Annotated in this window: 19 protein-coding genes; 9 read left to right on the forward strand and 10 right to left on the reverse strand. The window is 49.6% G+C overall.

Features of this window, described 5'->3' with window-relative positions; translation table 11 throughout:
* The first annotated feature begins 73 nt into the window (after window positions 1-73).
* A complete protein-coding gene (locus tag ACO6V5_RS17480) occupies window positions 74-691 on the forward strand; it encodes a hypothetical protein (RefSeq protein ID WP_422412163.1) in 618 nt (205 codons plus the stop codon).
* A gap of 197 nt (window positions 692-888) precedes the next feature.
* Here the strand turns inward: ACO6V5_RS17480 and ACO6V5_RS17485 are convergent, their stop codons facing one another.
* The 4 genes from ACO6V5_RS17485 to sfsA all read right to left on the reverse strand — a co-directional run bounded on the left by ACO6V5_RS17485 (window position 889) and on the right by sfsA (window position 5,071).
* Entirely contained in the window at window positions 889-2,076 is a 1,188-nt protein-coding gene (locus tag ACO6V5_RS17485; RefSeq protein ID WP_422412165.1) for an FAD-dependent oxidoreductase, read from the reverse strand.
* Window positions 2,077-2,102: 26 nt separating this feature from the next.
* Entirely contained in the window at window positions 2,103-3,248 is a 1,146-nt protein-coding gene (locus ACO6V5_RS17490; RefSeq protein WP_422136496.1) for a DegT/DnrJ/EryC1/StrS family aminotransferase, read from the reverse strand.
* Window positions 3,245-4,183, reverse strand: a complete 939-nt coding sequence (locus tag ACO6V5_RS17495) for a Gfo/Idh/MocA family protein (RefSeq protein ID WP_422136495.1) — start codon at window positions 4,181-4,183, stop codon at window positions 3,245-3,247. Before ACO6V5_RS17495 ends, ACO6V5_RS17490 begins: the two co-directional genes overlap by 4 nt.
* A gap of 153 nt (window positions 4,184-4,336) precedes the next feature.
* Complete coding sequence (gene sfsA, locus ACO6V5_RS17500; protein WP_422139644.1) at window positions 4,337-5,071, reverse strand: DNA/RNA nuclease SfsA; 735 nt, start codon at window positions 5,069-5,071, stop codon at window positions 4,337-4,339.
* Between the two features lie 346 nt (window positions 5,072-5,417).
* Between sfsA and dksA the strand changes: the two genes are divergently transcribed.
* The 3 genes from dksA (at window position 5,418) to ACO6V5_RS17515 (ending at window position 7,750) form a co-directional block, all read left to right on the forward strand.
* A complete protein-coding gene (gene dksA / locus ACO6V5_RS17505) occupies window positions 5,418-5,861 on the forward strand; it encodes an RNA polymerase-binding protein DksA (RefSeq protein ID WP_422136493.1) in 444 nt (147 codons plus the stop codon).
* Window positions 5,862-5,995: 134 nt separating this feature from the next.
* Complete coding sequence (gene gluQRS, locus ACO6V5_RS17510) at window positions 5,996-6,913, forward strand: tRNA glutamyl-Q(34) synthetase GluQRS (protein WP_422139643.1); 918 nt, start codon at window positions 5,996-5,998, stop codon at window positions 6,911-6,913.
* Window positions 6,914-6,976: 63 nt separating this feature from the next.
* The gene (locus ACO6V5_RS17515; RefSeq protein ID WP_422136491.1) at window positions 6,977-7,750 is read left to right on the forward strand and encodes a hypothetical protein; all 774 of its coding nucleotides are present in this window, start codon (window positions 6,977-6,979) and stop codon (window positions 7,748-7,750) included.
* Window positions 7,751-7,763: 13 nt separating this feature from the next.
* Here ACO6V5_RS17515 and ACO6V5_RS17520 read toward each other — a convergent pair whose 3' ends face one another.
* Both ACO6V5_RS17520 and ACO6V5_RS17525 read right to left on the reverse strand, forming a co-directional pair.
* A complete protein-coding gene (locus ACO6V5_RS17520) occupies window positions 7,764-8,084 on the reverse strand; it encodes a type II toxin-antitoxin system RelE/ParE family toxin (RefSeq protein WP_422412169.1) in 321 nt (106 codons plus the stop codon).
* Complete coding sequence (locus ACO6V5_RS17525) at window positions 8,081-8,323, reverse strand: type II toxin-antitoxin system ParD family antitoxin (protein ID WP_422136489.1); 243 nt, start codon at window positions 8,321-8,323, stop codon at window positions 8,081-8,083. Before ACO6V5_RS17525 ends, ACO6V5_RS17520 begins: the two co-directional genes overlap by 4 nt.
* A gap of 139 nt (window positions 8,324-8,462) precedes the next feature.
* Between ACO6V5_RS17525 and ACO6V5_RS17530 the strand changes: the two genes are divergently transcribed.
* The 4 genes from ACO6V5_RS17530 (at window position 8,463) to ACO6V5_RS17545 (ending at window position 13,870) form a co-directional block, all read left to right on the forward strand.
* On the forward strand, window positions 8,463-8,639 hold the full coding sequence (locus tag ACO6V5_RS17530) for a hypothetical protein (RefSeq protein ID WP_317143910.1): 177 nt from the start codon (window positions 8,463-8,465) through the stop codon (window positions 8,637-8,639).
* On the forward strand, window positions 8,629-11,640 hold the full coding sequence (locus tag ACO6V5_RS17535) for an ATP-binding protein (protein WP_422412172.1): 3,012 nt from the start codon (window positions 8,629-8,631) through the stop codon (window positions 11,638-11,640). The genes ACO6V5_RS17530 and ACO6V5_RS17535 overlap by 11 nt, the downstream gene beginning before the upstream one ends.
* A complete protein-coding gene (locus tag ACO6V5_RS17540) occupies window positions 11,637-13,019 on the forward strand; it encodes a sigma-54-dependent transcriptional regulator (protein ID WP_422136487.1) in 1,383 nt (460 codons plus the stop codon). Before ACO6V5_RS17535 ends, ACO6V5_RS17540 begins: the two co-directional genes overlap by 4 nt.
* A 257-nt stretch (window positions 13,020-13,276) precedes the next feature.
* On the forward strand, window positions 13,277-13,870 hold the full coding sequence (locus tag ACO6V5_RS17545) for a hypothetical protein (RefSeq protein WP_422136486.1): 594 nt from the start codon (window positions 13,277-13,279) through the stop codon (window positions 13,868-13,870).
* A gap of 8 nt (window positions 13,871-13,878) precedes the next feature.
* Here ACO6V5_RS17545 and ACO6V5_RS17550 read toward each other — a convergent pair whose 3' ends face one another.
* The 4 genes from ACO6V5_RS17550 to ACO6V5_RS17565 all read right to left on the reverse strand — a co-directional run bounded on the left by ACO6V5_RS17550 (window position 13,879) and on the right by ACO6V5_RS17565 (window position 18,230).
* Window positions 13,879-14,229 carry a hypothetical protein gene (locus tag ACO6V5_RS17550; protein ID WP_422136485.1) on the reverse strand — a complete coding sequence of 117 codons (351 nt, stop codon included), beginning with the start codon at window positions 14,227-14,229 and terminating at the stop codon, window positions 13,879-13,881.
* 8 nt (window positions 14,230-14,237) lie between these two features.
* On the reverse strand, window positions 14,238-15,824 hold the full coding sequence (locus ACO6V5_RS17555; protein ID WP_422412175.1) for a hypothetical protein: 1,587 nt from the start codon (window positions 15,822-15,824) through the stop codon (window positions 14,238-14,240).
* Window positions 15,825-16,062: 238 nt separating this feature from the next.
* Window positions 16,063-17,541 (reverse strand): dihydrolipoyl dehydrogenase family protein, encoded by a 1,479-nt coding sequence (locus ACO6V5_RS17560; protein WP_422136483.1) that lies wholly within the window; start codon window positions 17,539-17,541, stop codon window positions 16,063-16,065.
* Between the two features lie 2 nt (window positions 17,542-17,543).
* Window positions 17,544-18,230, reverse strand: coding sequence for a TVP38/TMEM64 family protein (locus ACO6V5_RS17565; protein ID WP_422136482.1), 687 nt, complete (start codon window positions 18,228-18,230; stop codon window positions 17,544-17,546).
* A gap of 208 nt (window positions 18,231-18,438) precedes the next feature.
* On the opposite strand from ACO6V5_RS17565, the gene hemB reads away from it, so the two are divergent.
* Window positions 18,439-19,437 carry a porphobilinogen synthase gene (gene hemB, locus ACO6V5_RS17570; RefSeq protein WP_422136481.1) on the forward strand — a complete coding sequence of 333 codons (999 nt, stop codon included), beginning with the start codon at window positions 18,439-18,441 and terminating at the stop codon, window positions 19,435-19,437.
* Window positions 19,438-19,484: the final 47 nt, after the last annotated feature.

A 19,484-nucleotide genomic window follows, 5' to 3' on the forward strand; every position in this document is an offset into this window, starting at 1 on the left:
CGGGTACAGTCAGCATTAATGCAATGGAAAATCCCGGGGTGTAAATAACTTATTTTCTGAGGAGAAAAGAAATATGAATGGAGCAAATTCTGCGTTCCCACCGGTGATAAAACAGCCACAACTGACGGCTGACAGAGCATCGGATTCTACTTTTAAGTGTCCGGATGGCGTTGTTTCAAAATGGGTTTTACCGGTTGGCGGCGCTACCTTGTTGAGTGGTGCTGTCTCAGCTCTGGGTTGTTATTGTGTAGCCGGTTTCAAGCCCGTAGGTGCCTACCTCGGCGGTCCTGTTGGCGCTATTGTTGGCGCTGGTATTAGCTGCCTTTGTGTTTCTGGCAATGACTTCAGGGGCACTGATATTCGGGAACGAGAGATCACCAACTCTATCAGGATGGACACCCTTTCCAATGCGCTGCAACCGTCTCAGGAGCGACTATTGACAGTGTCTTCATCAGACACAGGAAATAGTTATGGCTCTTGCAATCCTGTTCAGTCTCAGCCAAGGAGGACCGCTGTTCAGTCCGATTCTGATGATAGCTCTTCGTCCAGTTCATCAGACGACGACCTGTTTGACAGCGCCATTCCTTCTGTTTTCAGAGCCAGGGATGGGGCCGACGTTGCCTCCGGATTACTCACGAATATGGCCCTCAGTGCCGGCAGGCTGGCTGCTGTGCGTTCATCTCTCCGGTAATTGTTCAGGTGACAAAGTTGAGAGTTGGGTTTACCGTTTGGAGGAATTTCCGGGCTCGGAGCGGTTGTCAATTCTTTGGCTGGTTTAGCTGTAGCCATCGGCAGCCCCATAGTTGGTCATTATGCTTCTTTGGCGCTGCTGCTTTTTTTGACTGCGGCTGGGTTCATCTGTCCGTTCTTTGATACCTGCTCAGCGTCTCAATGAGGATTAATTGGATAGCCAAAAAACTGCTTGTTTTCCCTTAGTATTTTTGTAAATAAGGCTTCATTCAGAGCCTTATCCGAGCCGTCATTGTGGTCGACAAAAGTGGCTCCCAGTAACCCTCCCCCTCTGGGCATAAAATAGATGTCCGCTTTATCCGCAGGGCTGGTTCGTTTCGGTGCTCCCGGCGGCTGGTAGCGAGTGTAAATAATGTAGTCGAGCTTTTTCAGGGGTTGATGAGCCAGATCCAGCAACAATCCCATGTTTGGGTAGACCCTGTCATCGTGATTCAGTTTGCCGGCCCCGAGCCCGGAACAGTTAAAAACAACATCGGTTTTAATATCATCCAGACTGTCCACTGTCTTATGGATCACGGGAATCTTTCTGGTTCTGAGTTCACGATCAAAGGCTGCCATAATGACAGCAGTATCCATAAAGTAAGTCCGGAATTTTTGCATCGGGTAACTCACACCGGTCGAAAACTCAACCACGCCTTTCTCTGGTTTGGGTAACAATCCTGCCTCGGCAAAGGGCTCAATACCGGTATAAGTTTCCAGGGGACCTTCCTCGTCTTCTTTGCCCAGACCACTGTAAACATCAATAAGATGAACCCCTTCATTGATGATGGGATGGGTTCCGCTGTCTACCCTTTGGTAACCCTTGAGCGTCTCAATGGCCAGCTGTTCAGCCTCTTTTTTCTCTGTTTCATTTTCTGTTGCCAGAGACACCATGGCCAGATAGCCGGTTGAGTTCAGAGAAGCAATACGGTTGTCTTGCTCGGCGACAATACGAATGCTCCGGTAGCCTGCATGATGGAGTGATAAAGCCAAGGCTTTTCCCATACAGCCCGCGCCAATGACCGTAATGGGGACCTGGTCGTTGAATTTATGCTCTCTGGCCTTCTTCTCAAACAGGGCCATAGCCTTGTCGACACTCCCCCAGAGAAGCGTCCAGCCACTGCCTCCATGACCGTATAAATGGACTCTTAACTGTTCACCCAGACTCTCGGCACTAATCTCTGGCAACCCTTTTCGCATAGGGCGAAGACAGACAACCTTGCGATCAATATTGCCGATCATCACCACTCGCCCCTGAGCATCAAAGTGGGCATCGTCCAGCTGAACCGCCTCAAGCTGATCATAAAACGGGGCTGAATGGACCACTTGAGAGGCAAAAAGGGCCATTACCAATACCGCGCAGTGCCAGTTATTCAGGGTGCGACTCCGGCGAACCAGTACGCAAATTCTGCACTGTCATCCGAGAAGAAACGGGAAACCGACTCAGCGACCCGATTCACTTGTGTCTCCGTCATCCCCGGAAAAACAGGCAGGGAAAGACAATGCCGGGACACCTGCTCGGCAACAAAAAGATCCTGTGTCATTGGCAAACCCTCAAACACCGGCTGCTGATGCAGTGGCATCGGATAATACAGGGCTGATGCAACGCCCTGGCTGGCCAGATGCTCCCTCAGTTGATCTCGCTGATCGGTCAATACCGTAAACTGGTGGTAAACATGCTCCTGTCCTGTCGGCAACAGAACATCCATCCCCTGCAGACAGGAGCGGTAGTCTTCTGCTATTTTTTTTCGCTCTTCGTTATAACGTGCAATATGCTTTAGCTTGACCCTGAGCAGCGCCGCCTGCATTTCATCCAGTCGACTGTTGAAACCCATGCGTTCATGTCGGTATTGGGCGCTACTGCCGTGGTTTCTCAATAGCTTAAGCTGCTCCGCCACAGACTCCGTCTTTGCGGTGATTAGACCGCCATCACCAAAACCACCGAGGTTCTTGCTGGGGAAAAAACTGAAACAACCAAGGTCACCCCAGGTTCCCATCATTCTGCCGTTGACTGAAGCACCAAAAGACTGGGCGCAATCCTCAATCAGCAGCAGAGATCGCTCCTCACAGAGCCTCTGAATTTCCTGAATACGGGCAGGCAAACCAAACAGATGAACCACCAGCACTGCACGAGTGTGTTCAGTAATCGCTTCCTTTACCCGAAGCGGATCAATATTAAACGTCTCTGGTTCTATATCCGCAAACACTGGTGTTGCTCCCACCCGAACGATGGCCTCAGCGGTGGCAAAAAAAGTAAAGGGCGTCGTGATGACTTCGTCACCAGGCCCCAGACCCGCTGCTGAGAGTGCAAGCACCAGGGCATCGGTGCCATTAGCGCAGCTGACTGTATGATTAGCCTGGAGAAAGGTTCCGACTTCCTGCTCAAAAGCCATCACCTCCTCTCCCATCAGAAAACGACCTGAGTCGAGTACCCGTGTGGCCGCCGACCTGAGTTCCTGCTGAACAGGCTTGTGCCAGGCGAGTGTATCCACCATCGGGATCAGTGGTTCCGAGCTCACTGGATGCCTCCTTCAATGATGTCGGAAATCCGGGTAGCTAACTCCAGGGCACGCTGGCCATCTTCACCGCTGACCCTGGGTGCTTTTGAGTGACGAACACAGTTTAGGAAATCTTCTATTTCCCTGCGCAGGGAGTCGCTGTCTTTATAATTCAGTGCATCACACTCAATATTTGGAATGCCGGGAAACATCTCACCTTTGCCTTTGTAAAAGTGCGACAGATTCAGAGACTGAAAGTCGATACAAATGCACGACTTCTCCTGAAAGATGTGCATTTTTCGCTTGGCTTTCTGACTGATCCGGCTTGCGGTCACATTGGCTACGCAGCCACCGCTGAATGTCAGCCGTGCCTGGGCAATATCCACCGAGTCAGACAGAACAGCGGTACCGTTGGCAGCGACATCCACCAGTGGTTGGTTGACCATGCTGAGAATAATATCCAGGTCATGGATCATAAGATCCATAACCACATTGATATCCATGGAACGTGGCTTGAATCCGGCCAGCCGGTGGGACTCAATAAAGCGGGGTCTGTTCAACAGCGGGCCTACCCCGGAAAGTGCTTCGTTAAAGCGCTCCAGGCAACCTACCTGCAGAACCAGCTTCTGGTGTCTGGCTATCTGAACCAGCTCATGGGCCTCATTCAGGCTGGAGGTTATGGGCTTTTCGACCAGTACATGCACACCAGCCCTGAGAAAATCCCTGGAAATCTTATGATGAAGCAACGTAGGTACCGCAATACTGACAGCATCCACCTTATCTAACAGTTGTTGGTAATCAGCGAAGAACTCTGTAGCACAGTCTCTGGCAACAAGACGACCACTGTCTTCATCAATGTCTGCCACCCCGACCAGCTGAGATCCAGGTAACATGGCGTACTTATGGGCGTGAAACTTTCCCAGATATCCCGTCCCGACTACTGCGGTTCTGAGCATTAAAAGGTTCCATAACGTAATGATGTCACGCCCTTAAAAATAGACGTAATTTCGCAGGCTACACGAACCATCATGCAAAAAGAGGAATGAAATATAGCCACTGGATCTGGAAATCAGGGCAGGCGACTTATCAATGGTTGTTGAATCAGCCGATTATTGAATATCAAAAACGGGCAATGTCCGGGTCAGAGTAATTTCCTGCGTCGATATATCAGCGCCCAGAGCCATAATTTCAACCCCTGCTGCTGCAGCTTCTTTAATGGCCCGACCGTATTCCGGGTCAATATCATGAGCCGGAGCAACACGTTCAATTCCCGTGTGTTGAACACAAAACAGCAGCACCGCCCTATAGCCTGACTCAACCACGGCCATCAACTCCCTGAGATGCTTTGTCCCTCGTGTGGTGACAGCATCAGGAAACAAGCCCAGACCATCACCCACTGCCAGAGTGACACTTTTCACTTCAACATAACAATCTGGCAAACCTTCTTGCTGCAGCAAAAAGTCGATACGGCTTTTTTCTTCACCGTAAGGTACCTCTCTGCGAACCTTATCGTATTCTGTCAGCCCGGAAATCTGTTTCAGGTTCAGCGCTTCTGCCACCAGTTTGTTGGCTCTGCCGGTATTCAATCCGGCCAGGGTGTTTTTCTCCTCTGATCCGAACATAACGGGGATCTCGGCCAACTCCCAGGTGCAGGGATATTTCCGTTTGGGATTGCCGGAATCGAGATACCAGACCTGTTTACCCGGATAGAGACAATTTTTCATGGAACCGGTATTCGGACAGTGAAGGGTAATGCTACTGCCATCCTCCAGCTCAACATCTGCCATGAACCGTTTATAGCGACGAAGCAGGCGGGCTGACTGAAGATTTTTTTCAAATTTCATATCAATATTTTATTAAATCGGACGTTAATATTCTAAATCTGAATTCTATGATACTCAGTTGACGGTTTCCTCCGACAGTATTTTGTGATTACTATGTAATATGTGGATGATCACTTGTCGACAGCGGCAGAAGCATTTTTTTATGGCGCATTGCCATAGGTTTTGGTAGTTTCATCGCTTCTGTGAGGAAGGCAAGAGGCATAGGGGCCAGATTTAGCAGCTGATTCTGGCAACCCGTAGTGTTGACCTCAGCTTTCAAGGAAGCCGGTCTTATCCGGCGTTCGGATGGAAAGCTTGGCAAGAAGTATGTCGAGCTACTTAATGAGAAGGTGATGAGGCTGTAATCATGTCAGCACAGAAAAAAGCCGATCAAGGTAATTTGCTTCGCTCTTTCACTCCGTATGTGGAGAAAGAAGGCGAAGAATACATGAATGAAAAGCAGGTCGAACATTTCACCAACATCCTAAGGCAATGGAAGCAGGAGTTGATGGAAGAAGTGGATCGCACCGTAAACCATATGCAGGATGAAGCAGCTAACTTCCCTGACCCGGCTGACCGTGCCAGTCAGGAAGAAGAGTTCAGCCTGGAGCTACGCACCCGGGATCGCGAGCGCAAACTGATCAGAAAAATCGATAAAACTCTGACTCGTATTGAGGAAGAAGATTACGGTTTCTGCGACTCTTGCGGTGTCGAGATTGGTGTGCGCCGTCTGGAAGCTCGACCTACAGCCACTCTTTGCATCGATTGCAAAACCCTGGCTGAAATCAAGGAGAAGCAGCTGGGTCAATAATACCCGGTCATTGCTGACTTCACACAAAGCCGCGAATCATATCGCGGCTTTGCTGTTTTTGCGTTTATCAAACTGTATTGCCGAAGCATCGACAATACTCCCTTTCATCTGCTTATGGTCTGATGAGCCTGAACATGCCGACAGCAAAAAAACCTGCTCTCAGTCAAGAAAAGTCAAACTACATTGGCCGCTTCGCACCTTCTCCTTCCGGTCCACTACACTTTGGCTCACTGGTCGCCGCGCTGGCCAGTTTTCTTGATGCCCGCTCGCAAAACGGAATCTGGCGGGTCCGCATGGAAGATATTGATCCTCCCAGAGAACAACCTGGCGCAGCCCATCAGATTCTGAAGTCGCTGGAAGTCTATGGCTTGCTCTGGGATGACCAGGTGCTCTACCAAAGCGAACGTTACGAGGCGTACCAGGACATCATCAGTGACCTTAAGGTCAGAGGTTTCGTATACCCCTGCACCTGTACACGCAAAGATCTTCATGGAACAGGAGGCGTCTATCCGGGTATCTGTCGAGACAAAACAGTCAACACAAAATCCCCACACTCCCTGAGGGTCAGATGCCCTGACACAATCATTGCGTTTCAGGATCAGATTCAGGGAACGATCGAATATGCGCTGCCAGATCTGGGTGACTTTATCATTCAACGCAAGGATGGTCTCTTTGCCTATCAACTGGCCGTCTGTGCAGACGACGCTTACCAGGGAATCACACACATCGTCAGGGGTCATGATCTTCTCAATGCCACGCCCTGGCAGATCCATCTGTTGTCTCTGCTTAACACTGCTGCGCCTGTTTATGCTCACGTTCCTGTTATCACCCTTGCAAACGGCGACAAGCTCAGCAAGCAGAACCATGCTCCCGGGATTCCTCTTGATCGACCTGAACAACAGTTAATTAAAGCGCTGAGGGCATTGGGACAAAATCCGGATGCCGAACTGGATGGCAGCAGTGTTTCCGAGATTCTGCAGTGGGGTATAGCGCACTGGCAGATAGAAAAGGTCGCAAAACAGCCTATTGTGCCACTGGCGACTTTATCCTGAAGATCGGGAGTGGTATACATAGACTATTAACCTTGTCGAGAAAGATGTGTCTAAGGAGTGGATATGTCCGTCATCAACACCGTTATTAAAAAAATTGTACGTCGTTGGCTGCCTGCTGCCACATTGCTTGTTATCCCCCATTCTCTGGCGTTTACCTCTCAGGAAATCGAGCCCGTCCCGGGAGCTACATTCGATGTTACCGACTCTGAGTTCTGTCAAAAAGCTCGTTTTGAACGCGAAAAGGCTGTTGGCAAAGAGCCGGATCTTTCGAAAATTGAGGTGGTCACCGCACAGGATGCTGCACTCTGCTTTACCCCGGATGAAAACCTGTTTTTCGTTGCTAACCAGGAAGCACAGAACATCCTTGGTCCTCACGCTCCCTGGTATTTGCAGATCAGCCGTGAGTTTCGTGAACGGGTGAAAGAAGCCTGCAAGATTATGGGCTACCAGAACGACGATGTCAGCCGGGCTTACGATCACTGCCTGGAGGACCGCTATGAAGAGCTGATGGGCCCTTACGAAGATAAGTATCGCAGGGAAGCAGGAAACTACCTCAGCAAAAGAAGACAGGTGGCAGAGAGTCTGGTGGTTCGTTGCGATGCCGCGTTGAGTATCAAACGCTCTCGCCTGCCAAGAGACCTCAAATTCCCTCTGGCTTATTACGATAAGCACATCAACGCCCTGCCCAGCTGGTTTCTGGAAGAAAAACTGGACGACACTGACTGGATCAGGAAAATGGCTGACCTGAAAGCCAACGAACTAATGAGCGACGTACTGGGCGACGACTGCCCGGGCAATATGGTTTACTGGGTGACCTACGATCCACCGGGTGTTTGATGTGGACATTTCCTCAGGGTAGAAACTTTTCTTTCGGGCTTCCAACTCTACTTGAAATGTCTGCTTTTTGATGTGTGACACTTACAATGTCTGGCTGATGACGGGTCAATTTATAAAAAATAAGATGAGATCCCGCTAGAGCGCTTAGATATCCTGATTTGATCTCATGCCTTGGTTGACCCGCCTTGGGATTTTCAGCCAACCATTCAAATTTATCCGTTATCAAGCGTACGTAGTCGTCGGCTTGTTCCACACCCCAATGATTGAATGTATAAAGCCAGATTTTCTCAAGATCCATCAGAGCTTTTTTACGAATTTTATATTTACTACTCACAAATGTTTCCTGTGCAGTTCAGCCAATAAACCATCCGTACTGAAGTCTTCTGCAACCTGGCTATTTTCTCCCTCTTCCAACTCTTTTCTGAGAGCCTCAAGTTTTACTTCATCCTCTTCTAACTTCCGCAATCCTGCCCTGACCACTTCACTGACCGACTGATAACGGCCTTCCTTGATTTTTGCAGCCACAAACTGCTCAAAGTGATGCCCAAGTGTCACAGATGTATTTCTGCCCATTAACAAGCTCCTGTATTAGTTTGTCGTTACATATTAATACAAACTTCAGCACCTCCCGAGATAAATTCACCCTCTTTTGCGGTTTATCTCAACACTGGTTAACATGGACAGTCCGATTTAAAGCTCGTACTGAAGTTTCATGTACATCTATCGTCTGGTTTTGCTTCTGGTTATCAGTATCTACCTTTTCTCTCCCGCCATCATGGGATGGTGGATTACGACTGGCGATAGCTGGTACCAACCCTGGATTCTCTGGTTTTTCGTGATTCTGGCAGGCTTCCTGCTCCAGCCGAGAGGGAAGTCCGATGAGTTTTGAGCTCGAAGAACTCCTGCTGGTCAGTGTCGCCTATTTGCTGGCCTTATTCTTTTGTGCCTGGGCGACCGAGAAAGGTCTGATTCCCGAAAAAATCACCCGCCACCCTGCTGTCTATGTTCTGTCTCTGGGAGTCTACGCCTCCAGCTGGGCCTATTTCGGCAGCCTGGGCTTCGCGAATGAGCACGGTTATGTTTTTCTCGCCTTCTATCTGGGTGTGAGTGGTGCTTTCCTGCTGTCTCCGGTTTTGCTCCATCCGATTCTTAAGATTACCCGAACTTACCAGCTCAGCTCACTGGCAGACCTTTTTGCGTTCCGGTTCCGTAGCCCTGTCGCCGGAACCCTGGCCACTGTATTGATGCTGACCGCAACCATGCCTCTGCTATCACTGCAAATTCAGGCGGTATCCGACAGTATTCACCTGATCAGCAAGGAGTACTCTCCGGAACGACTGGCCATCGTTTTCTGTGTCATGGTAGCCCTGTTTGCGGCTCTGTTCGGGACTCGTAATCCCTCAACCCGTGACAGACATCAGGGTCTGGTCATGGCAATAGCGGTTGAGTCAGTGGTCAAACTGGTGGTTATGGCAACCCTGGGCCTGGTAATTTTGTTTGAAGTTTTTCATGGTCTTGATGGCGTGGAAGTCTGGCTTGCTGTCCATCAGGATTCACTGATAGAAATGCAAACACCGCTTGAGGACGGTCCCTGGCGCAGCATGCTGCTGATGTTTTTTGCTTCAGCGATTGTCATGCCACATATGTTCCATATGACTTTTGCCGAGAATCGTAGCCAGCGTTCTCTTCATATTGCCAGTTGGGCACTTCCCCTTTTTCTGCTGATACTGAGTCTGCCCACACTGCTGATTCTCTGGGCCGGTATCAAGCTGGACAGCCCGGTAGCGGCTGACTACTTCACGCTGTTCATTGGTCAGGCTCTGGATATGCCATGGCTAACCATTGTCGCCTACATAGGAGGGCTGGCGGCTGCCAGTGGCTTGACGATTGTCACAATACTGGCCCTGTCTTCAATGATCATGAACCATATAGTGTTACCCTATCACCCGCCTCGCCTTCAGATTGAGGTGAACATCTATCGCTGGCTGATCTGGTTCAAGCGATGCATTATTGTGGCACTGATTGTCAGTTCCTACGGCTTCTATCGCATGCTCGAAGCCGAGCGCGCACTCTATAATCTGGGGGTTATTGCCTACGTAGGCGCCCTGCAACTTCTGCCGGGAGCGCTCTGCGTACTCTATTGGCCCAAAGCCAATCATAAAGGATTTATTGTCGGCCTGATCGGCGGTACCACCTTCTGGTTCTTCACTATGATGTTGCCCCAGATGGTCGATTTCAGCCTCTTCAGTTCGACCATGAATGAAGTTTCGACCTATCTTTACCAACAGTGGCATCTGTTGGGTATGACTGCCTTGTCGGTCAATGCAGTACTTATCTATCTGGTCTCGAAGTTTACCCGTATGTCCCCCGAAGAGCGTTCAGCCGCCAGTGCCTGTCTGGTGGAAAGCGATAGCCGAAACGAGCAGAAAGTACCTGAAGCCAAGTCCGCCCATGATTTCCATGAAATGCTGAGCAAACCTCTGGGGGAACTGGTAGCCCAAAAGGAAGTATCCAGAGCACTCAGCGATCTCAACATGAGCGAAGAGGAAAATCGCCCCCATGCGCTTCGTCGGCTAAGGGAGCGGATCGAGAAAAACCTTTCGGGCCTGATGGGACCGACTGTGGCCCACGATATCGTTGACACTTTCTTGCCCTGGGATGAAAACAAGGGTTACGTTACCCGGGACATTCATTTCATGGAATCCCGACTGGAGGCCTATCACAGCCGATTGAGCGGACTGGCCGGAGAGCTTGACGATCTGAGGCGATATCATCGGGACACTCTGAATAATCTTCCCATGGCTCTTTGCTCCGTGGATGCGGCAGGAGAGATTATGCTCTGGAACCAGGCTATGAGTCATATGACCGATATTCCCGCCTCGGATGTCCTGGGCAGCCCTATGAACCAGATTCCAGAGCCCTGGAATAAGATTCTCGGCAACTTTGCCCGGATAGACAGTCACCACCTTCCTAAACATGGTGTAGAAATTAATGGGCAGTTGCGTTATTTCAATCTTCATAAGGCTAACCTTGAAGCACCATTATCCGGTGTCAGTGGCAACAAAGTGATGCTGCTGGAAGATCATACTGAAAACCAGATGCTGGAAGATCAACTGTTTCATAGTGAACGACTGGCTTCCATTGGACAGCTGGCGGCCGGTGTTGCCCACGAGATTGGCAACCCGGTCACGGCTATTGATTGTCTGGCCCAAGAGCTGAAAGCCCTTTCAGAAGAAGACGATACCCGGCAAGTGGCGGGTCAGGTACTGGAACAAACCAAAAGAGTTTCCAGAATTGTGCAAATGCTCATGAGCTACTCCCATAACGGTAAGAATCGATCAGAAACGAGCACTCATGAACCCGTCGATCTTTTTACCAGCGTTCAGGAGTCTATCAGCCTGTTGCAACTTGGACGAAAGAGCAGCAATATCAGCTTTCTTAACTTATGTGATCCAGATCACAGGGTGGCGGGTGACCCACAAAAACTGCAACAGGTTTTCATCAACCTGCTGAATAATGCTGTGGATGCTTCCGATGAGAACAGCACAATCACTATAAGAACATCGGCCTCTGACCATACCATCAAAGTCGACGTCGAAGACCAGGGTCATGGCATTCCTGCCAGCATTCAGGAGCGTCTGTTTGAACCCTTCTTCACCACCAAAGAGACGGGTAAAGGTACCGGCCTCGGTCTGGCACTGACCTGGAATATCATTGAAGAGCACTTTGGTACCATCAGAGTCATCAGCCCAACCGATAAAAATCTGGATAAAGGTACACGTTTTGAAATTTCCCTGCCGCGTCATGAGCCGCAGAGCATCAGGCAGCAGCATGGTTATATGACTTATCGGCCCCATGATTCATGGGAGCAGGAGGGGGAAACCGTATGAACCCGGGTAATATTCTCATTGTTGAGGACGAAGAGATTATTCGTGCCTCCCTGAGAAGATTGTTGGAAAGAAACGACTACAGCGTCAGCGAAGCGGGTTCTGTCCACGAAGCTGAGTTGTCCTACAGATTAAAAGACTTTGACCTGATCATCAGTGATTTGCGCCTGCCTGACTCACCCGGTACCGAGATGATCAACCTTGCTGAGGACGTACCGGTCCTGATTATGACCAGTTATGCCAGCTTGAACTCAGCCGTGAACACCATGAAAATGGGCGCTGTTGACTATATTGCCAAACCCTTTGATCACTCTGAAATGCTGGAACGTGTTGCCGCTATTATGGCAAACAAACCGGCTTTACCTGACAGATCAACTGAAGACGTGCTTAGTGACACACATACAGGATACAGCGGTATTCTGGGGCATTGTGACGCCATGAAGCTGCTCTTCAAACGCATCCGAAAAGTTGCCCCGACCGATGCCACTGTTCTGATTCAGGGTGAGTCAGGTACGGGTAAAGAACTGGTCGCCAGAGCCCTCCATGAGAACAGCCGCCGTGCCAATGGCCCAATGATCTCGGTTAATTGTGCGGCCATTCCGGAGACCCTCATTGAATCAGAACTATTTGGTCACGAGAAGGGTTCCTTTACCGGAGCCACTGCTGCCCGGACGGGCCTGATTGAAGCAGCCAATACCGGCACCCTTTTCCTTGATGAAATCGGTGAACTTCCCCTGGAGGCCCAGGCTCGATTGCTTCGGGTTCTGCAAGAAGGAGAAATCAGAAGAGTGGGCTCCGTGCAATCCCAGAAAGTCGATGTACGACTGATTGCTGCTACCCACAGAAATCTGCGCCAGCTCTCTGCAAGTGGTGACTTCCGTGAAGATCTCTATTATCGATTGAAAGTGGTAGAACTGAGAATTCCGGCTCTGCGTGAGCGAGGCAACGATGTCCTGATGCTTGCAGAGAAGCTGCTGGAAAAAGTCTGCAGCAAGATGGAGCTGGAAGTGTATTCTTACTCTCCTGAAGCCATGGCAGCTATCTGTCAACATCAGTGGCCGGGGAATGTGCGAGAGCTGGAACATGCCATTGAGCGGGCTGTCATTCTCTGTGACGATGACATCATTACGCCTGAAACTCTGGATCTGGATGTTCACGTCAAATCGACTTTCTTCAGGACTGACATCGGCAATACTGACAATAACAACGTGGTTGAGACTCAGGATGGTTTGTCACTGGAAGATTACTTCCAACGCTTCGTGCTTGAACACCAGAATCAAATGACCGAAACCGAGCTGGCTCAGAAACTCGGCATTAGTCGTAAAACACTTTGGGAGAGACGACAACGACTGGGGATTCCCAGGAAAAAAACCACAGCCTGAAACTGTCTGAAGATTAATCAATCTGATCAGGTCATCTTTCTGATTGCTCATCAAGACCCCCAGTTCGATGGGGGCGTTTTAAGCAAATTAAGGATAAATTATTTTTATAAATAAATAACGGCTCTTTCATAATGGATCGAGCTATCAAATCAATGGGAAGATACCTGAACACTGCCTATAATTTTTTTTGTTGCTTTCGCAACACCTCAGCATCTCTATTTTCATTTTCATTTTCATTTTCATTGAGAATATCTATTATGAATCTGCTACAACCAGACGGCTTATGTCGCAGGGCTTCCCTTGTTGCTTTGTCAGGCCTGTTCATCGGCTTCACTCCTCTCAGCCATGGGGATTTCGCAGACGATGCAACGAAACACGTAGAAGCTATTTTTAATGAGGGCATTGGCTTGAATGGAAACGTTGATCTCGGCAAATGTATAATGCGAGTTGATCCCAACAGTCAGGCAGAAATGAAAAATCCAGCACAAAGTGTTTTTAATCATCCGGGTAGTATCAAGGATGTGGGTATCAGCCTCAATAACTCTCACCTTGTGAGAGTAACCTTTGATGACATGCCAAATCCTACCTACCTGGTGCGCTCTGAAGACCTCATAATCACGTCAGACACCGGCAACAAGCCGGGTTGGGTAATCAGAGAGTTCAGGTTTACCAAGGGGGCGGCTATGGAAGCAAAAGTGCAGCTCAATGACAGCGTGGCATGGACCTGGGACTGCAATGACGCCGCTGTTAACATAACTAATGTACTGTTTCGGGACGACCTTCAATCTGCTCAACCCGATCAACCCTCTCAACCCGATCAACCTGACAAAAAGCCACCAGCAGAGTTGTAATGGTATCTTCAGGAGCCGGACTTGAGCTGGGCTATTTTCAGCTCATTTCTGGCCACCTTGAGATGGCTGATGGCGTCCAGGCCCATTTTCTTTAATCTTGACTCCTGGGCAGTCTGTTCACGATAGGCTGCCTCGGCGTCATCCCGCTGGGATTTGAGCACATCCATTTTCTTCGCCAGTTCTTCATCGGCTTCATGACTGGCCTCCAGCAACGCCATCTGCCCATTAAGCCGGGTCAGTTTTTCGGAGCACTCTCCAACCCGGTGCCGGGTTTCTTCAAGATTTCTCAAAATAGAAGTTTCAAAGGCTTCTGCATCACTTACCCGCTGCTGGAGCTGCTGAAGATGTTCAGATTCCATGAATGCTGTTATTTCCTCGCTGCTTCTTTATCAATTCTTTCCAGGTCTTTTTTCATTGACACAGGATATTGCTGCTGGATTTCATCCATACTATCGCCAAACATAATATGTTCAATAAACTCCCTATTAAAGAGCTTGAATTTTTCGGGATCTTTCATGGCTCCCAACAGGCAAGCGCTGAGATTGGACCTGAGCCTGACTTTTTCACCAAAAACCAGTCCTGAAGCCAAAATATCGGCCAACACCTGTCGATAATCACTGGGGTTGCGCAGGTTATCCATGGACTTCTCCAATGCCTGGATACTCATTGCTTTGTGAGGCGTTATACCTTTGAGAAAAGCTCTCATCTGGGTTCCGGAAGGCTTCAAAGGAGGTTGTTCTGACGACTTGAAACTGACCTTGTCGGACAGTGTTCTGGTAATCGCTGGCTTCTGCTCTCCAATTATTGGCTCTGCAACTTTTGATGCTTCATGTTTCTTTAGCGGCTCTTCTCGACTTTGCGTTTTCTCAGGCGGTCCGGTTTTCTTCCGGGAAGCCTGTTTTTCTGCTTTCTTCTGTTGCCTGAGACTTCTATCGATTTCTCTTTGCTCTTGCTTCTTTGCTTTTTCGGATTCTCGCGCTGACTTCACTTTTTCTTTTAACAAGGCCACTTCGAGCTGCAACTGTTTTGCTTCAGCCCTGGCGTCCGAAATGTGTTGCTTGATCAAGCTTTTTACGGCCTCTGCATCAATGCCATGCTTAACCTGCTTTTCATCGGCTTTGGCCAGTAACTTCTCGCCATGGACCGTCAGAGCGTTCGCTTTCTTCTGAGCCCTTTGCAAAGACTTGAGCGCTTCTCCCAATCTTTTGCTGGACTGATCTTTGGCTGCTATCACCTTACTGCGAATTTTAGGTACCGACTTCCCCAGGGATAGTAACTCTTTTTGCAATCTTTCAAGCGCCTGACGCGCTTTCTTACCAGCCTTTGCAGCCTTCTTTTGCTCTGCTTTCAGATCCTTCTGTGCCCGCTCCAGATCCTTCACTTCGTGCTTTCGTGTACTCACCAACTGGTCAGACTCCCGGGCTGCGTAAAATGCCTCACTTTCAGCCCCGGTCATTCTCTTACCGCCCAGTCCTAATTCCAGCAAGTTCTCCTCCAGTACTCCCTGTCTGGCCAGACTGTGAGCCTCGGACTTAAGTTTCCTGGCTTCTTTCAATGATTCATTGGCCTCTTTCAGAGCCGCTGTCAGGGCATCTTTGCTGCTTCTGTCGACTTTGGGTCTTGCTTTCGAGCCTTCCCAAGAAATTTTTTCCCGAACATTACTGACTTTGGATAAAAGTTGCTCTTCGCGGGAAGGTCCTGAAGGCAATTTCTTCTTCACATCATCGGGCGAAGCCGCCTGAATATCGAATTCTGACAGGCTTTTGCCAGACAGTCCGGAAGGCTCAAGGCTGCCATTATTCAGACTGACACTCAGATCAACCCCGATGATAGAGTCACGACTAAGACGAGCAGGATTTTCAGCTTCTTGCCGGATGAGAGGCGCTGAGTCCGTTCCTGAAGTTTTGGGGAGGGTTGGGGATATCCCTGCCTGTGAAATGCTGGATTGAGACATCGGGTTCCTGATCATTTTGTAAACAGGCCTCGGAGAAGAGACCCTTTATTTTTAATCTAGCAGCCTGTCGGAATTGAGCGTCCGTAGCGAGGATTGCGAGAAATTGAGGATAAAAATTTCTGATTCCGAGGAGAATAGCGAGCTATTTGACGAGGGAGCAGGAATTTTTAGACCAATTTATCGCAACCGCAGTAGGACAGTCTTAAATCCGACAGGCTGCTAGCAGCCAGGATCTGAGTCAGCGTCTCATCCAGTCATGATACTTCTTGACCCACTTCAACAAACCTTCCGGCGCATGGGCCCGTTTCCACTCACCTGCAGCAAACTTGTTGGATTCGCTGAGCGTAGGGTAAATGTGAATAGTGCCAAGAATCTTGTTCATTCCCAGACCGTGTTTCATGGCGGTGATGTATTCGGTGATCAGTTCACCGGCATGGTAACCCACGATAGTGCACCCCAGAATCTTGTCACTGCCCGGCCTGGTAAGAACCTTGATAAACCCTCTGGCTTCCTCATCGGCAATAGCCCTGTCCAGATCATCAATACCGTAGCGGGTGATTTCGTAGGGAACTCCCTGTTCTTTGGCTTCCGTTTCATTAAGGCCTACTCTGGCCACTTCCGGATCAGTAAACGTACACCAGGGCATGACCGAGTAATCCACTTTGAACTTCCTGAAGCGTCCGAAGAGTGCGTTCACAGAGGCATACCAGGCCTGGTGCGCTGCTGCATGTGTGAATTGATAAGGTCCCGCCACATCACCGCAGGCGTAGATATTCGGGAATCGTGTCTGCAAATATTCGTTCACAGCAATGGTTCCACGCTCTGTGGTTTCTAGCCCGAGCGCTTCCAGCCCCAGGCTGCCGGTGTTGGCTTTGCGACCTGTGGCAAACAGGACAGCATCGAAATCAATGTCAACGGTTTGGCCTTCATGCTCAGCTACCAGCCATTGTTTATCACCGTCTTTGTGAAAGGATCGGGTTTCGTGCTTCAGCTTAAGATCAACCCCGTCTTTGCGAAACTGGGACATCACCTCCAAAGAAACATCCGGATCTTCCCGGTGCAGCAGGCGGGGACCATGATCGAGCAGAGTCACATTGACACCCAGTCGGGTAAAAGCCTGAGTCAATTCACAACCGATCGGTCCGCCGCCGACGACCAGCAGCTTTTGTGGTTTTTCACGAATATCCCAGAGAGTATCTGATGTGTAATGGGTAATCTGATCAACACCGGGCAAAGGCGGCACAAAGGGTCTGCCGCCACTGGCGATAATAATATTTCGGCTGGAAATCCGCTGACCGTCCACCTCAATTTCCCAGGGACTGACCAGCCTGGCTTCACCCGTAACGCAGTTTACGCCCAGACCGGTATAACGTTCGACCGAATCATGGGGCTCAACCTGCTTAATGACCGATTGCACTCGTTCCATTACAGCGGTGAAATTGACATCAGCCTGCACATTCTCCAGGCCAAATTCGTCGGCTCGCTTCATGTAATGGGCCATCTTGGCAGATCGAATCAAAGCCTTGCTGGGAACACAGCCGGTATTAAGACAATCGCCACCCATTCTATGCTTTTCAATCAAAGTGACTCTGGCTTTCACGGCCGCTGCAATGTAGCTGCTTACCAGTCCGGCAGAACCCGCTCCTATCACAGTCAGGTTATTATCGAACCTGCGGGGTTTTCTGAAGCCCTTGTAAACACCGGAATGACCCAACATGCTTACTCCTCCTTATTTTCTTCACTGATTGAAGGCTTTTTGATCAGGCTGATAGCTTTACGTGCCAGCCATGGGAAAATCCCCAATAATACAAAGGAACCAATAAGCCCCGGTGTTAAAATACCACTGACGGATAATTCCTGAACCTGTCCCAGCTGAGCACCGGCATTCACATACACAGCCGTTCCCGGCAGCATGCCAAGCTGACTGACCCAGTAAAACGTTCTGGCTTTCATGGGCGTCAGCCCCATAACCAGGTTAATCACAAAGAAAGGAACTGCAGGAATCAATCTCAAGGTCAGAAGATAAAACAGACCGTCTTTCTCAATACCCTTGTTAATGGTTGCCAGATATTGGCCAAACTTACCCTGGACCCATTCCCGCAACAGCGTTCTGGAAATGAGGAAAGCCAGGGTGGCCCCTATCGTGCTGGCAAAAGAGATCACTATCAGGCCCGTCGTAAACCCGAAAATAGCACCACCAACCAGAGTAAGAATAACAGCGCCCGGAAGCGAAAGCGCCGTTACAGCCACATAAATGGCAAAGAATACGGCAATGGTAAGTGCAGGATTATCGCTGTAAAGCGACTGAAAATAATCACGAGTCAGATATTGTTGTGCATCCAGTGCAAAAAATGCAGTAATGGCTGCCATAACAGCCACCAGTAGAATGATTTTACTTTTATTCATACAAGGAATCTTCCTGCGGAACGGTTGCAACATCCTGTCGGGAAAGCGCATAACGCATCTTTTTCGTATAATGCCTGTCAGACTATACGTTAGCTACACCCATAAGGTTTCACACTTCATGAACCGGACATTTCGCTCTATCCCCTCATAACGAACAGGGTTGACGAGCGAAACAAATACTTTTAACCACCCTCTTCAGAGTGTAATTATGATCCAGCGACCCTTCCCGGCAAGCCGTCCCAGACGCATGCGTTTTGACGATTTTTCCCGCCGTCTGATGAGAGAAAACCGCCTCACTGCGGATGATCTGATCTACCCGGTATTCATTCTTGAAGGCTCTCGTCACCGGGAAGCTATTCCTTCAATGCCGGGCATAGAACGAATGACGGTCGATGAGCTGATTCGTGAAGGTGAAGAGCTTCTGGAGCTGGGTATTCCGGCCATTGCCCTGTTTCCAGTCACACCGGCTGAGAAAAAGTCTGATGATGCCGCCGAAGCCTGGAATCCGGAAGGCCTGGTTCAGCGGGCCGTTCGTGAGTTAAAACAAAAACTGCCGGAGCTGGGCATTATTACTGATGTGGCCCTGGACCCATTCACCAGTCATGGACTGGACGGTCTGATTGATGAATCAGGTTATGTCGTAAACGACCCAACCGTTGATGTCCTGGTTAAACAAGCTCTGTCTCATGCCGAAGCAGGAGCTGATATTGTCGCACCCTCCGACATGATGGATGGCCGAATTTCTGCCATTCGCACCCGACTCGAAGAGACCGGTCACCTGAACACCCGGATTCTCGCCTACTCTGCCAAATACGCATCCAGCTACTACGGCCCATTTCGCGATGCTGTCGGCTCTGCGGGCAATCTGGGCAAAAGCAACAAGCATAACTTCCAGATGGATGTAGCCAATATTGATGAAGCTCTGCATGAGATCGCAGCTGACCTCAATGAAGGAGCCGACATGATTATGGTTAAACCCGGTATGCCTTATCTGGATGTTGTCAGAAGAGCCAAGGATGAATTCAAGGCACCCACCTTTGTTTACCAGGTCAGTGGCGAGTACGCCATGCATCAGGCGGCCATTGCCAACGGCTGGCTGGACCGAAATGCCATCATGATGGAGTCTCTGCTCTGTTTCAAACGAGCCGGAGCCGATGCCATTCTGACCTACTATGCCAGAGAAGCGGCTCGCCTGATCAGGCAATAACGCCTTAGCACTCAACTCAGTCATCAAAACGTCGTACAATTACGTTA

The sequence above is a fragment of the Endozoicomonas sp. ALD068 genome, assembly GCF_049310145.1.
Classification (GTDB): Bacteria; Pseudomonadota; Gammaproteobacteria; order Pseudomonadales; family Endozoicomonadaceae; genus Endozoicomonas_A.

Bases quoted from the DNA above. Each gene is read 5' to 3' on its own strand.
- ACO6V5_RS17480 (WP_422412163.1), top strand. From the start codon at position 74: ATGAATGGAGCAAATTCTGCGTTCCCACCGGTGATAAAACAGCCACAA.
- ACO6V5_RS17485 (WP_422412165.1), bottom strand. From the start codon at position 2,076: ATGGCCCTTTTTGCCTCTCAAGTGGTCCATTCAGCCCCGTTTTATGAT.
- ACO6V5_RS17495 (WP_422136495.1), bottom strand. From the start codon at position 4,183: ATGCTCAGAACCGCAGTAGTCGGGACGGGATATCTGGGAAAGTTTCAC.
- sfsA (WP_422139644.1), bottom strand. From the start codon at position 5,071: ATGAAATTTGAAAAAAATCTTCAGTCAGCCCGCCTGCTTCGTCGCTAT.
- dksA (WP_422136493.1), top strand. From the start codon at position 5,418: ATGTCAGCACAGAAAAAAGCCGATCAAGGTAATTTGCTTCGCTCTTTC.
- gluQRS (WP_422139643.1), top strand. From the start codon at position 5,996: ATGCCGACAGCAAAAAAACCTGCTCTCAGTCAAGAAAAGTCAAACTAC.
- ACO6V5_RS17515 (WP_422136491.1), top strand. From the start codon at position 6,977: ATGTCCGTCATCAACACCGTTATTAAAAAAATTGTACGTCGTTGGCTG.
- ACO6V5_RS17525 (WP_422136489.1), bottom strand. From the start codon at position 8,323: ATGGGCAGAAATACATCTGTGACACTTGGGCATCACTTTGAGCAGTTT.
- ACO6V5_RS17530 (WP_317143910.1), top strand. From the start codon at position 8,463: ATGTACATCTATCGTCTGGTTTTGCTTCTGGTTATCAGTATCTACCTT.
- ACO6V5_RS17535 (WP_422412172.1), top strand. From the start codon at position 8,629: ATGAGTTTTGAGCTCGAAGAACTCCTGCTGGTCAGTGTCGCCTATTTG.
- ACO6V5_RS17540 (WP_422136487.1), top strand. From the start codon at position 11,637: ATGAACCCGGGTAATATTCTCATTGTTGAGGACGAAGAGATTATTCGT.
- ACO6V5_RS17545 (WP_422136486.1), top strand. From the start codon at position 13,277: ATGAATCTGCTACAACCAGACGGCTTATGTCGCAGGGCTTCCCTTGTT.
- ACO6V5_RS17550 (WP_422136485.1), bottom strand. From the start codon at position 14,229: ATGGAATCTGAACATCTTCAGCAGCTCCAGCAGCGGGTAAGTGATGCA.
- ACO6V5_RS17555 (WP_422412175.1), bottom strand. From the start codon at position 15,824: ATGTCTCAATCCAGCATTTCACAGGCAGGGATATCCCCAACCCTCCCC.
- ACO6V5_RS17560 (WP_422136483.1), bottom strand. From the start codon at position 17,541: ATGTTGGGTCATTCCGGTGTTTACAAGGGCTTCAGAAAACCCCGCAGG.
- ACO6V5_RS17565 (WP_422136482.1), bottom strand. From the start codon at position 18,230: ATGAATAAAAGTAAAATCATTCTACTGGTGGCTGTTATGGCAGCCATT.
- hemB (WP_422136481.1), top strand. From the start codon at position 18,439: ATGATCCAGCGACCCTTCCCGGCAAGCCGTCCCAGACGCATGCGTTTT.